We start from the raw sequence: 13471 nt of genomic DNA on the forward strand, positions 1-13471 counted from the left end.
GATGATTATTCGATGATGATGAAGAAAACAACAGGTGTCATACTATTTCCTCTATTCAGTGAGTATGAGTTAACCGTTGCATTATCCATTTTGAAACAAGGCAACAAACCAATAACAACAATTGGGGTAAGCAGCGAGTCAATCGGCGGGGAGTCCGATTTGAAGTGTCTGCCCGATTGTACTATTTATGATATAGACATAGAGACATTGGATAGCATTTTGATCCCTGGATGTATGGATATTTCAACGTTATTTGATAATGATGATTTAATAGAATTTATTAGAAGATGTGATCAGTATAACAGCGAAATGATTATTGGCTCAATTTCAAGTTCCCCCTACTTATTAGCTAAAGCAGGGATATTAGAAAACCGGAAGTATACAGTCGGGATAGATCATGAAGATCGAAGACAAACAGGAGTTTTTAATGAAGATAATTACTGTGATGATTTAGTTGTACAAGATGGAAGAATCTTAACAGCAAGAGGAAGGGCATTTATAGAATTCGGAAAAAGATTCGGACAGCTATTAAATTTGGAATTCGATCCGCATTGGTATGGTTAGAAGCGGGCGGTGAGTATTTACACTTCGGGTCATTGGCCCTTAGTTTGTCAGATGTATAATCAAATTGCACATCATATTTCCTGCTTTACAGTTTTGTCTAGTACTTGTTGCAATAATTATTGATCAAAGTATAAATGATGGACATGGGGAAGGGAAAAACCAAATAATAGCCCATCTATTAACTAACGTTGAATTTATAATAAAACAATTTCTTAACTATGATGACATCGTGAATTATAATTTTAGACTTCATACTGCTGTCTTAGGTATACTGACATGGTTTTTTATAGGAGCACTGCTGAACATTCTGATAAAATTCTCGACTCACAGAAATCAAAGTGAATAGTAAACATTCAAGGAAAAAAATAAAGCAAAGATGAAATCAATATATAACAAACAACCCAGCCCAAGATAAGATCTGTAAAGGGCTGGGTTGTTTCATGAATAGTTTAATTTGGCTTAGGTAAGTCTTTTTTATCAAAATATTGTCCGCTTTGCAGACGGTTTACAAACTGCTGCAGCCATTCGTAATAGCTTACGGCATGCTTAAGCTTGTGCAAATCTTGCAGGCAAAGCTTGCGCTCCTCCTCGGTGGTGGAAATATCGAGAATCGTCTCGGACAGGAGCGGGATTACCGCTTCCAGCGCCCCAACCATGACGTCGATTTCCCGCTGCAGCTTGGTGGCGAAAAACGCCTGGAACGCTTTGAAAAAATCCGTTTCCGCAGCATAAAGATCCTTGCGTGCCTCTTTTTCGTCCAGCTTCGCCACCATTTTGGATTCGATCAAGGAACGGACCGCATAACTCATATTGCTTTTGCTCATATTCATGCTCTGCTGCATTTCCTCCAGCGTCATCGGCCGGTCTTCAAAAAACATGATCCCGTAAAGCTGTCCGTAAGAGTAATTAACCCCGTACAAGTCCATCGTTTGGGCAATCGCATCGATTACTTTGGCCCGCAGTTCTTCCCGAAAGTTTAGCGGGTCTCTCATTTTCCCCGAAGTTGGCTTTTTCACCATGACACCTGCCTCGAAATTTTACATAAAATTAATCATCGCTTCACGCAGAGATAACCCTTTATTCAAGCTTTAAACGTACAATATTTATTGAACAAAACATGAATAACACTATTTTACAGCCAATTATAGCAAAAATTCAAAAAAAATTGAACAGTGAAAAAAGGAGGATTCATGAAACGTTTTCAATTAGCGGAAGACTTCCGGGCGCTGCTGTTCACGCTTCCCGCCATGGTTCCGCTGGCGTTGTTTTGGTTTTATCCGCTTGGGTTTATCATCTATCTCAGTTTTATGGAATGGGATTTCATGAGCCCGGACAAGCTCTTCGTCGGACTGCAAAACTACCGCGATTTGTTCGCCAATCCCGCATTTTATCAGTCGCTGCGCGTTACCGTGCTGTTTTGTGCGGGCAGCGTACTTCCCGTGGTTGTACTTGGTCTTGGCCTGGCGCTGCTGTTGAACCGGAACATGAAAGGCGGCTCTGTTTACCGGATGCTGATGTTCTCGCCGTGGGTGACCCCGACAGTGGCCGTGTCGATCGTCTGGTCCTGGATCTATGAGCCCGAGGTCGGCCTGGCAAACAGCCTGTTGAAGGCGGTTGGCCTGGAAGGAATCCGTTGGCTGGAGGACCCGAACTGGGCGCTCGTTGGCATTCTCCTCGTCACCATTTGGAAATCGGCCGGCTGGGGGATGATATTTTACCTCGTCGCGCTCAGGAATGTGCCTTCCGATTTGCTGGAAGCCGCCGAGCTGGATGGGGCCAACCGCTGGAACAAATTTGTGCGCGTAACGCTGCCGCTGATCTCGCCCACGACTTTTTTTCTGGTCGTCGTTCAGGTCATCCAGGCGCTGCAGGCTTATGACCAAATTAATGTGCTTACCCAGGGTGGACCGGCAGGATCCACCAGAACACTGCTTTACCTCTATTATCAATCCGCTTTTGAGGCGTTTCAAATCGGCGAGGCTTCGTCGGTGGCCATTACGCTGGTCATCTCATGCGTGACCCTGTCGCTGCTCTCGTTCTGGGTTGGACGGCGCACGGTTCATTACACTTAATTGTCCTTGGGAAGGAGAACGAGCATACTGATGCAAAGTTTAAAAAAGCTGGGGAAAGCGCTTCGGTACTTACTGGTTGCGGCGGCATCGCTGCTGATGGCGTTTCCATTTTACTGGATGGTGACCAGCGCGCTCAAAAGTAATGACGAGATATGGCAGTTTCCGCCGACATTATGGCCGCAAAGTCCTAAATGGGGACAGTTTGCCGAGGCCTGGGTTGCGGCTCCGTTTGAACGTTATATGGTCAACAGCATTTTCGTGGCGATTTCCATCGTCGTGCTGCAGATCATTAATTCCGGGATGATGGCTTACGCCTTGACGCATATGAAATTCCGCCTGAAAGGATTTTTTACCGCAGTGGTGCTGGTCGGGTATATGGTGCCGAGTACGGCGGTTTACCTGCCCGGCTATATCTTGCTTGGCAAGCTGGGGATGCTGGATTCCTACGCCGGGCTGATTTTCACCAACTGTGTGAGCGTGTTTTCGATTTTTCTGATCAGACAAGCCTTTCTTCAAGTCTCGCATGAACTGGTGGAGGCCGGGCAAATCGACGGAGCTTCTCATTTCCGGATTTTGTGGACGATCCTGCTGCCGCTGGCCCGCTCTTCCTTTGCGGTACTGGGGCTCATTACTTTTATCGATCAGTATAACAATTATTTCTGGCCGATGCTGATCACCAAAAGCGATGATTTGCGGCTGGTTTCGGCCGGACTGCGCAGCTTTTTCGTGGAGGGGGGTGCTTACGGGCTGAAATGGCCGCTGATTATGGCCGCCAGCGCCTTCACGATCGCTCCTTTGCTCGCGTTGTTTGCGCTGACCCAGAAAACGATCATGCAAAGCGTCAATTTGTCCGCAGGTGCAAGTAAGGGTTAATGAAATGAAAACCAAAAGTGGAGGGTATGAAATGCCAAATTTAAAGAAATCATTTTTCGGAATTTTGATGACATGCACATTCCTGCTGATCAGCGCATGCGGGGGAGGCTCCGGTGCGCCAGGCAACTCGGCTGACCCGGCGCAGGCCGCTTCCGGCGGAAAAGCGGAGAAGACAGAAACGCAGGCCCCCGCGGAGCCGGTGACGATCGAGTTCTGGTATGGACTCGGCGGGAAGCTGGGCGAAAACATGCAGGTTTTAATCGATAAATTCAACAGCTCGCAGCAGGAGGTTATCGTCAAGCCGGTCGTGCAGGCGGATTACAGCGAAACGGAAAAAAAGCTGCAGGCGGCCATCGCATCGAAGACCGTACCCGCTGCGGTGTTGTCCTCCAATGTGGACTGGGCTCGTAAAGGCTACTACGCTCCACTTGATGAGCTGATCGCCGGAATGCCGGATTTTAATCCGGACGATGTGGTGCAGACGTTCCTCGAGCAGGGGAAGGTGGACGGACAGCAGTTTTTCCTGCCGATGTACGGGACGACGCAGGTGATGTATTACCGGAAGGATGCGCTGGAGAAGCAGGGAATCAAAGCGGAAGATTTGACGACTTGGGAAGCACTGGCCGATGCGGCCGCAAAAATGACCGTCAAAGAGGGCGGCAAAACCGTGTTTTACGGCTGGGAACCGATGTGGGGCGCAGGCAACATGATCGACGCGGTGTATAGCAAAGGCGGCAAAATTTTGAGTGATGACGGCAAAACGGTGCTGATCGATTCCCCGGAATGGGTGGAAACGTGGGAGCTGTTCCGCAAATGGATTCACGAGGACAAAATCATGCGCATCCACTCCGGCGGCCAAGGCTGGGAGTACTGGTACAAAACGATCGACGATGTCATGAAGGGACAAGCGGCCGGATACACCGGCTCCAGCGGCGACCAGGGCGACCTGGACTTTAACATCGTGGCGGCGATGGAGCAGCCGGGCTGGGAAGGCGCAGGCGAAGGCAAGCCGGTCGCCGAGGCGATTATGGCCGGGATTCCGGCAGCGGCCAGCCCGGAGCAACAGCAGGCGGCGATGAAATGGTACAGCTTCTTTATGAGCGCGGAAAATACCGCTTTCTGGTCGATGAACACCGGGTATATCGCGGTTCGCCAATCGGCCTTGGATAACCCGGAATTCGTCGCTTTCAGCGAGAAAAATCCGCAGGCCACCGTGCCGCTCAAGCAGGCAACGCACGCCTCAAAGCCGTTCCAGGATCCTACGGGCGGCAAAATTACCGATGCGCTTAAAATTGCCGCAGATAAGGTGCAGATCAGCAACATTCCTGCCGCCGAGGCGCTTAAGGAAGCGAAGGAGACGGCACAGCGTGAACTCGACCGGATGGGCAAATAAGGAGGTTCCCTTGGCTCAATTGACTGTACACGGCCGGGAGTTTGACATCCAAGCGATTTTGTTTGACAAAGATGGCACATTGCTTGATTTTGTTTATACCTGGGGAAAATGGGGCGAGCTGCTGCTCGCCCGTTTCTCCGCAGAGCTTGCGGGGCGCCGGCTGCCGGTCCTTCCCGCCAATCTCCTGGAGATGTGGGGCATACATTATAACGAAGCAGGCGAATTTACCGGTTATGACCGGAATAGTCCTTTATCGATGGGAACGGTCGATGATCTGCTGACGCTGTTGGCCTGGGAGGGCTACAGGCTTGGTTTATCCTGGGCGGAGGCCAGGGTGCTGGCGGAGACATGCCGCTTTGCGGCGGATGCCGGTTTGGAGCAATCCCGGACGGCCAAGCTAATTCCCGGCGCGCTTCCCTTTCTCGAGCAATGTGAGCGCTGCGGAATCAAGCTAGGGATCGTCACGTCCGATGATACGACCGCGGCAGAGGAGCATTTGGAGTGGCTGGGGATTCGCCGTTATTTTTCGATATGTTTGGGAGCCGATCGGGTCAACCGGGGGAAACCGTTTCCCGATATGGTGGAGTCCGCATGCCAGCAAATAGCGGTGGATGTTGCGCGCACGGCCGTCATCGGCGATACGAACGGGGATATGCAGATGGCCCGCTCAGCCGGCGCGGCTGCGGCTATCGGTTTGGATACGGAGGGCACGGTAGGCAAGAACGGATTTCCGCAGGCAGATGTCGTGATTGCCTCTTATCGCCATCTTTCCATTCGAAAAGGCCAGTAAATGGAAGGTGGAAAAGAAATGGGCTGGTTATTCCTGGCTCTGGCCATTGTGCTGGAGTTGTCCGGCACGGTGTCGATGAAGCTGTCGGATAGCTTTTCCCGCTGGGTTCCCTCGGTGCTGATGTTTGTTTTTTACGGGGCCAGCTTTACATGTCTGAATTTCGCGCTGGGGTACATGAAGGTCAGTACCGTTTACGCGATATGGTCGGGGATTGGTATCGTGCTGATCTCCTTGGTGGGAGGATTTGTGTTTCAGGAAAAGTTATCGCTGCCCTCGATACTGTGGATCGGCATGATCGTGATCGGGGTCATCGGTTTAAATATGAGCGGCAAGGGAGGATGATGGGCATGTTAAATACAGCTATGGCGAACGGGAGCGGCGAGCGGCGGGACGAGAATGTTCTGCTCGCTTTTCAGGTGATTACCGACACGCATGTCCGGGCGGATGCGCGGCATACCTATAACGTGAACCTGGAGAAGGCGCTGCAGGACATTGCAACTCACGGCACCGGGAGTGCCGGGGTGATGCACGTTGGTGATGTGACCGACCATGGATTTCCGGAAGAATTCGAAGAGTGGAAACGAATTTGGAGCCAGCATGGGGACTCTTTACCGCCGCTGTACATGACCATGGGCAATCACGATGTTGGCTTGGGAAATTGGGAAGAGCGTTCGAGCCGTTTCCTGTACGAAACAGGGACGGAATCGATCTACCATGATCATTGGATTGATGGTTATCACTTTATATTTCTGGGGACCGAGGAAGGCTTGGAGATCTTCTGCTCGCTGTCCGAGCAGCAGTTGGCCTGGCTGGACGCCAAGCTGGGGGAAAATGCCGCGGCGGACCGGCCTGTGTTCTTGTTTCTGCATCAGCCGCTGAAGAACACGGTCGCCGGCTCTTACGAGGAGCAGAAGTGGTACGGCGTCGTCCAGGACGCCGAGCTGCGGGCTGTCTTGGCGCGGCATCCGCAGACGATTCTGTTCACGGGGCATACCCATTGGGAGCTGCAAGCGCCCAACAATTATTTTACCAGGCAAGGTGAGCTGCCGGCTATGTTTAACGCGGCTTCCGTCGCTTACCTGTGGACCGATGAGGATAAACACAAGGACGGCAGCCAAGGGTACTATGTGGAAGTTTACAAGGACCATGTAAGTGTGAGGGGCCGGGATTTTACGAGGGGCGAGTGGATCGAAGCGGCAAAGTTTCGGGTGGACTTTCCGCGGAAGTAAAAGCTTGAGCCAACTGCGTGGAGCAGTAATCGAGATGAATAGATGGCGATAAGGAGACGGCGATGGCCGTCTTCTTGCATTTTGCAGCAGATGTGAATGACAACCACCGGATTTGGTAAAAAGATGAAAGGGAGAAGAGGTAAAAAAATCCGATGCACCGCTACCGGATCGTTTACTTGATTCTTTTCAGTTCAGCTTCCTTCTGGATGGAGCGAGCGGAGTCGATCATTCGTTTCCAGCACTGCACGTTTGATCATTTCCTGATCTTGTTTCATGACTTGCTTTCAAATATCGAGGCCTATTTCTATTAACTCAACTTTCGCAGAGCAAAAATCAGCTTGAGTCCTTGAGCTGAAGGTTTTCAAAGAATTAAGAAAGGCGGCTTGCAAAATAGAAAAACACCGCTTCGTTTGGTAAAGCGAGAGTGACAAGCTTCTACGATCAGATAAAAGAGGTGTCTTTCATTGTTATAGATCATCAGCCCGACCTAAATCAACTGCCAAGAGCGTTGAAAGCTTGAGGATAGGGAAGTGGGGTGGGCGGCAGATCAACACTCGCTGTCCGCAGACTTTGCACGATTATCCCGTTTGATCAGGTAGCAGAGAAACAGACAAGCTCGGGAGAAGAAATATTTGGTGGAGAAGCAGATAGGTTCGAGATAATTTAGACGGGCTTAGGAAAAGGAATCAGGTTTAGGTGAGGTGAAACAGACCGGACAAGAGATCAAGGACAAGACGTGAGGGAAACGAAAAGACCGTGATTTTGCTGTAGCCTGAACCCTTCCATTTGCAGCAACGCCCGCACTGTTCATGCTCCCCCTACCCATTAAGTTGATTTGCGTTAAACTCCCCAGCCGTTCCAGCGTCTCGATCAGGCCGCAGCCACAAGGGGCTGGTTCGGTTGGCGCGCGATTAGCCGGCGGTAAGGGATCGCCGGAATCGCCACACACATGCGCAGCAACTTCTGCCGCATCGTTTCTTCCGCTCCGGGCCGGCGCAGCGAGCGGCGTACGGTGTACTCGTTTAGGTACGCCTGCAGATGCTTCAGTCCCAAGGCTATATACGTACTCTTCAGCGATTCCCACGCCTCTCTCACCACTTTCCGCAAGGGCGCATACAGCCGAAAGGCTAGGGGGAACGACTCTACCGCCGATGTACGGACATCTACATGCCCGTTGATGAACGCGGCGAGTTCGTGACGGTTTGCCCTTTTCCCGTCTCCTCTCTTATGCGGCACCAGGCGGATTTTGACCTGCTCCGGCTCGCCCGATTCCGTGACCGTGCATCCCGCTACGACCGCCGAGGCATACGGATGCGGAAACTGACACCGGGACGGATTACGCCCATACAGATCGCTGTTCACCTTCACGTCTCCGCAGAGCAGTTCCCGGGCATCGAACTCCCCGGCGGCATGGCGTATTTTGTGCAGCATCAACCAGGCGGTTTTGTAGGTGACCTCGATCACCTGGCTCAGTCGCCTCGCCGAGATGCCGTCCGGGAGCAGGAACAACTCTAAGGCCTCGAACCACTTGAGCAGGGGCAGATGCGTTCGTTCAAAAATCGTGTCGACCAAAGCCGACGTTTGATGCTTGCACCTTCCGCACTCGAACAAGGGGATATCCCGGGAAGTCAGACGACTGCACCGGGTGTGAGCGCAGCGCGGGCAGACAAAGCCGTTCGGCCACTTCATCGCGATCACCGCCTCCATGCAGGCCTGCTCGCTGTTATAACGGCTGCTGAATGATTGAAGTTCCGTTCCCGCATTGCCCTCCATGTTCACTCGCCCCCGAATCAAGAATTCACGAACGTGAGTTCTGTTTATTTTATAATACCAAACATACGTTCCTTTATCAAGCCGAAAATCTCACCTGAACCGCCTCATTTTTCCCCCTCTCTTTTTCTTCTCTCTTTTTTTGGAACCCTTGCCTAGCCCCCACCCCCTCCTCCCTGAACGAAAGGTATAATCGTGCAAAGGCAGGCTGCAGGCAGGGACAACCAAGGCACGAACCCTTTAGACAGCCCCCTCACCTGACGTCGATTTGTGCCACTGCTCGAAACGGCTACGGTGCAAAAGGTAGGTGCGCTGACTTCGGCGGATCGTGACGCCCTCTTCATCGTTGACGCTTCTATGCTTCCATGTTTAAGCAGAATCGTAACAAAGCGGTCGAGTTGCTTGCCCGATCTAGGAAAGACACTGTTCGCCTCTGATTCAGCATCAACTCCGCAATGGATTGCTGCTTTGCACAGCTAAATCAAGGCTTGTCTGCCGATTTTTTGCTGCGAAAGTTGAGTATTAAGCATTTTGCGTCTTTGATTATAGTATGTAATGTAGGATATATTGTCGAAATGTACACTGAGAATCATGGCATTTCGTTAATACTAATACATGAAAGAAAGGAACAATTCTGTGAAAATTTCTCCGAAGCATACAGTAACCGCTGCTGCGGTTGTGCTAAATGACAATCATGAAATTTTATTAATTTATGGTCCAAAGCGAGGATGGGAAATTCCTGGTGGTCGAGTTGAAGAGGGAGAGTCACTATCCTCTGCAGTCGTACGGGAAACTAAAGAAGAGACTGGAATAGATATAGAAATTGTTAAATTTTGCGGGTTGTTTCAGAATGTTAAGGAATCCGTTTATAACACCTTATTTTTGGGAAGACCCATTGGGGGAAAGTTTAGAACATCGAATGAAAGCCTAGAAATAGGATATTTTACAATTGAAGAGGCCCTGAATAAGATAACTTGGAAGAGCTTTAGAGAAGAAATTGAATACTGTATAAATTATAAAGATCAATTTTTAGTAGAATATAATAATCGAAATTTAAAGCGAAAGACATTTCGTGGGAATATTGAGGAAAGTTCAGACTTCATTTAACACTGGATTCACGCGGCGGGCCGTCGACCCTTGGACTGCAGAGGCGCTTCATGGAAGTGGTCTCAGCGACTACTTTAAAAGAGGTTATAAATGAATATCTATTTTGGTATTAAGTGATAACAGCAATTAATACATTTTGTGTAGTACGTGTTTTGGATGAGTGGGGAAAAGAAATTCCATGAAAGGCAGGAACCTACAATAAATATTCTCAACATTAATTGGGTTGAACTGGAACAAGATACTTTAAACCTAAAAACACAAGCACACAAAGTGATTCCTTTATCACCAGGGCTCGAAGCGGATGTTGTAAAAGTGGAATCAGGTAATGGATCTTATGTTCTCAAGATATGGAATAAAAGTTCTAAACCTCATATTGAGAACCAACACAAACTCCTATCGGAACTATACAATAGAGGCATAAGTGTCTCGAAGCCTTATGGTTGGGGCGTTGACGCAGATAACAATCAAGTTTTGCTGACCAGCTATGATGGCATGCCAGTCTCCAAAATAAACAAAAACAAACTAAAGAATCTAGCACGAATGTTAGCCGAGGTGCATAAATTTCGTTTGAATGACAACGACTCGTTATTAATTCCAAGGTATGATTTTATTCATTACTTTTTTCCTTCGATAGAAACGCATGAAGATTTAAACCGTACATTAATGAATGTTATTAATATGACAGAGCTTGGCCAAAACAGTTTAATACATGGCGACTATAACTTAGGGAATATCGTAGAGGAACAGGAGCGCTATACAATAATCGATTGGACCAATGGACAACTTGGTGATCCTAGATACGATATCGCATGGTCAGTATTCTTAATGAAGATTTATGCGGGCGAGAGGAATGGAGAAATATATCATTCGGAATTTTTAGGGTTAACAGATTACCGAGCGGATGACTTGCGGATTTTTGAGGCAATTGCTTGTTTGCGTTGGATTTTATTAAATCGGATTTCCAGTCTACCTAAGGGTCCAAGTACAATGAAACGAGTCAAAAAAATCGTCCAAAACAATAGTTATCTAAAAGAACATCTGTGAGCGAAGCTTGAAGAAGGTGTGGACGTACAATAAAAAACAAGGAGTGTTTCCAATGAACCTAAAGTTTGCATTTTCACGTATTGGCTACGTATATGTTCCAACAACCCAAATTGATGAGTCAATCGCATGGTACACCGAGAACCTAGAATTTAAACTCATGAATAAGTTTCAAGATCGAGGTTCTTTTGTTGCAGTATTACATCACCCTTATAAAAACTCAATTGCATTATTACTTATAGAAACCAATGACAAGAAATCGTTGGAAATCATGAGGAATGGGAAACCATTTCCTATTATGGCGATTAATTGCCCGGATATTGAATATACACATAAGTTATTAAAAGATAAAGGATTACTTATTGAAGATTTACATACGCTAGGGGCTGGGGAAGCAAAATATTTTTATTTTAGAGATAATGAAGGGAATTTATTAGAAGCAGCTTGGTCAATATGGGACCCGGAAGATGGAATTAAAGAAGAATTTATAGAGCAAAAGAAAAAATGGTGAAGCAAAAAGTAACATCAATTCCAATTTATGATATGATAATATTGTTTTATCAGTAATTCTGATCGGGGGAGTTTTTTTGTCCAAACAAAAAAACCATGTAGTTATTGGTTGTTTGTGGATGTCTGTATGTTTTATTGTGCTGATATTGGGCTGCAATCACTTATATGGGTATTCATTGTTGGACAGTTTCTTGAACTTAATTGGAATTGGAAGTTGGACTATGGAAGGACAATTGGGTTGGCATATAACATCATTCATAACGCTTCCTCTTCTATTGCTCAGCATGATTCAAACGGCCCGCTACTTGAAGGGAAGATATCCGAATATATTTATAACTTTATTTATTTCTTCGATGATTTGGAGTGCGGTGTATCCCAAGCTGACAGAGCGGATCGTAAGTTTTAGTGAAATAATTTTAAAATAGTTGAAGTTGAAGTACTTAGTTGTTTCGACCCAGCCTAAGATAGGGGCAATCTAGGCCTGGGTTGTTTTTGCGATACTATTTGGAGGGTTCCGATGATTAGACTGCAAAGAATTAACAAAGACAATTGGGAAGAATGTGCAGCATTAAGACCGGAAAAAGAACAACAACAATTTATAGCACCAAATGTGTATTCAATTGCTGAAGCACAGTTTTTGCACGGGTTTTCGAGTATGGCTATATATAAACACGAGACAATGATTGGGTATACACTATATGGAATTGATCCGGATGATAACAATTATTGGATGTACCGTTTTATGATCGATCGACACTTTCAAGGTAAGGGATATGGATTCATGGCCGTTTCTAAGATAATTGAAGAGATAAGAAACCGGCAAGATAGAACGGATGTACTGATTTTGGGATATAAACCTGAGAATGAGAGAGCAAGAAGATTATATTCAAAGACAGGATTCACAGAAGATGGATTGGCTCCGTGGGGAGAAGTGATCGCAAAATATAAATATGTGTAAGTTCGGGGATGGCATGAACATCGTCTAATACTGAAATCGCGCGGGGGGACGACGGACGTCGTCCCTTGGAGGATTTAATCGAAATTCTTGAAGCAAGAGTTGAAGAATACGTTGATATATAAAACAGTGAGGCAAATATTGACCCCTGGGAATGCAATGATGTCCTCTAAGAAGGAGAAGTACCATGGTACATAATTTAATTGCTGTTTTTATACTAACTATGATCATACATATGGTTGAAACTTCATCTTACGCGTTACGTTTAGCTGGGATTAAGATAAATAAGCTTGCTGTGGCACTTTCATTATTAGGGATTACTGTCCTTATCTCCCGGACAGCTAATCTAATACAAGCACCAATGACGGCAAAGTTTATAGACTATGGCAAGATTGCCTTGAATTTTAATGTTTTAGAATATTTTAGGATTATCATAGTTGCCTCATCTTTTGGCACAATTTTAGGTATTCTCCTTTTCCCTACGCTTGTTAACTTATGGGGGCGAGTTATATCTAGGTTTGAAGTTGCAGGGTCTTTACCAAAGTTGATTTCAAGTGTAACAATAGGTCAATTAATGAACACAAGGCATTATGTTCAAAAACCTTCTTTTCAGCTTTCAGGGTTCCGGTATCTAGGAATTCCAAAGAGATTTATACTTTTGAATGTTTTGGTAACGGCTATCTATACGGTTGGTGTTTTATCTTCGCTTTACGCAGCGTATTTGGTCCCAGAATTGAGCACATCCGCCTCACAATCATCTGGACTAATTAACGGCATTGCAACGATATTGTTGACGATTTTTATAGATCCACAGATAGGATTAATTACGGATAAGGCTTGCAATAATGCGATCTACAAAGAAAAATTAGGAAAGATCTATTTGTTGCTAATGCTTTCGAGGTTTTTCGGAACCATACTTGCACAATTTTTATTAATACCTGCTGCCTATTTTATCAGTTTCGCGATTAAGATTTTTTGAGAGAATGAATGGAAATATTGGAATTTAAACAAGTACTTTATATTTGGCCGCGTAGTATTTAATAGATTTGATGGGGAATTATTTAGTCACTTAGCTGCTCCAATAGGATACTCAATAATATTTATTTTATTGTTGATCAGTATTGGAATAACGCTTGGATACATAATAGAAGACACATCTGTTTATAG

At 46.6% G+C, this 13471-nt stretch carries 14 protein-coding genes and 1 pseudogene; 13 read left to right on the forward strand and 2 right to left on the reverse strand.

All coding sequences use genetic code 11. From position 1 onward, the window contains the following. The first annotated feature begins 12 nt into the window (after window positions 1-12). A complete protein-coding gene (locus EHV15_RS21350; RefSeq protein WP_246061722.1) occupies window positions 13-564 on the forward strand; it encodes a DJ-1/PfpI family protein in 552 nt (183 codons plus the stop codon). Between the two features lie 449 nt (window positions 565-1013). Here EHV15_RS21350 and EHV15_RS21355 read toward each other — a convergent pair whose 3' ends face one another. Beyond that, entirely contained in the window at window positions 1014-1583 is a 570-nt protein-coding gene (locus tag EHV15_RS21355) for a GbsR/MarR family transcriptional regulator (protein ID WP_128632988.1), read from the reverse strand. Between the two features lie 171 nt (window positions 1584-1754). Between EHV15_RS21355 and EHV15_RS21360 the strand changes: the two genes are divergently transcribed. From EHV15_RS21360 to EHV15_RS21385, 6 genes are read left to right on the forward strand one after another with little or no spacing between them, the layout of a single operon-like run. After that, window positions 1755-2636, forward strand: coding sequence for a carbohydrate ABC transporter permease (locus EHV15_RS21360; protein ID WP_128632989.1), 882 nt, complete (start codon window positions 1755-1757; stop codon window positions 2634-2636). Between the two features lie 30 nt (window positions 2637-2666). After that, a complete protein-coding gene (locus EHV15_RS21365; RefSeq protein WP_128632990.1) occupies window positions 2667-3509 on the forward strand; it encodes a carbohydrate ABC transporter permease in 843 nt (280 codons plus the stop codon). 31 nt (window positions 3510-3540) lie between these two features. Further along, the gene (locus EHV15_RS21370; protein WP_128632991.1) at window positions 3541-4902 is read left to right on the forward strand and encodes an ABC transporter substrate-binding protein; all 1362 of its coding nucleotides are present in this window, start codon (window positions 3541-3543) and stop codon (window positions 4900-4902) included. Window positions 4903-4912: 10 nt separating this feature from the next. Further along, window positions 4913-5692, forward strand: coding sequence for an HAD family hydrolase (locus EHV15_RS21375; protein ID WP_246061723.1), 780 nt, complete (start codon window positions 4913-4915; stop codon window positions 5690-5692). Window positions 5693-5710: 18 nt separating this feature from the next. After that, window positions 5711-6034 carry a DMT family transporter gene (locus EHV15_RS21380; RefSeq protein WP_128632993.1) on the forward strand — a complete coding sequence of 108 codons (324 nt, stop codon included), beginning with the start codon at window positions 5711-5713 and terminating at the stop codon, window positions 6032-6034. A 5-nt stretch (window positions 6035-6039) separates the two neighbouring features. Continuing rightward, window positions 6040-6921: a metallophosphoesterase family protein gene (locus tag EHV15_RS21385; protein ID WP_246061724.1), complete on the forward strand. Its 882-nt coding sequence runs from the start codon at window positions 6040-6042 to the stop codon at window positions 6919-6921. A gap of 870 nt (window positions 6922-7791) precedes the next feature. Here the strand turns inward: EHV15_RS21385 and EHV15_RS21390 are convergent. Beyond that, window positions 7792-8694 (reverse strand): transposase, encoded by a 903-nt coding sequence (locus tag EHV15_RS21390; protein WP_128632994.1) that lies wholly within the window; start codon window positions 8692-8694, stop codon window positions 7792-7794. A gap of 258 nt (window positions 8695-8952) precedes the next feature. On the opposite strand from EHV15_RS21390, the pseudogene EHV15_RS38390 reads away from it, so the two are divergent. The 6 genes and pseudogenes from EHV15_RS38390 to EHV15_RS21415 form a co-directional block, all read left to right on the forward strand. Then, window positions 8953-9101: pseudogene (locus EHV15_RS38390) on the forward strand (IS4 family transposase); the annotation flags it as partial. Window positions 9102-9306: 205 nt separating this feature from the next. Continuing rightward, window positions 9307-9798 carry an NUDIX hydrolase gene (locus tag EHV15_RS21395; RefSeq protein WP_128632995.1) on the forward strand — a complete coding sequence of 164 codons (492 nt, stop codon included), beginning with the start codon at window positions 9307-9309 and terminating at the stop codon, window positions 9796-9798. 156 nt (window positions 9799-9954) lie between these two features. After that, entirely contained in the window at window positions 9955-10842 is an 888-nt protein-coding gene (locus EHV15_RS21400; RefSeq protein WP_128632996.1) for an aminoglycoside phosphotransferase family protein, read from the forward strand. Window positions 10843-10894: 52 nt separating this feature from the next. Continuing rightward, window positions 10895-11350 (forward strand): VOC family protein, encoded by a 456-nt coding sequence (locus EHV15_RS21405; protein WP_128632997.1) that lies wholly within the window; start codon window positions 10895-10897, stop codon window positions 11348-11350. 516 nt (window positions 11351-11866) lie between these two features. After that, a complete protein-coding gene (locus tag EHV15_RS21410) occupies window positions 11867-12307 on the forward strand; it encodes a GNAT family N-acetyltransferase (RefSeq protein ID WP_128632998.1) in 441 nt (146 codons plus the stop codon). Between the two features lie 184 nt (window positions 12308-12491). After that, window positions 12492-13283, forward strand: a complete 792-nt coding sequence (locus EHV15_RS21415; protein WP_128632999.1) for a lipid II flippase Amj family protein — start codon at window positions 12492-12494, stop codon at window positions 13281-13283. The last annotated feature ends 188 nt before the right edge of the window (window positions 13284-13471 follow it).

This window comes from Paenibacillus oralis (genome assembly GCF_003863965.1).
GTDB lineage: Bacteria > Bacillota > Bacilli > Paenibacillales > Paenibacillaceae > Fontibacillus > Fontibacillus oralis.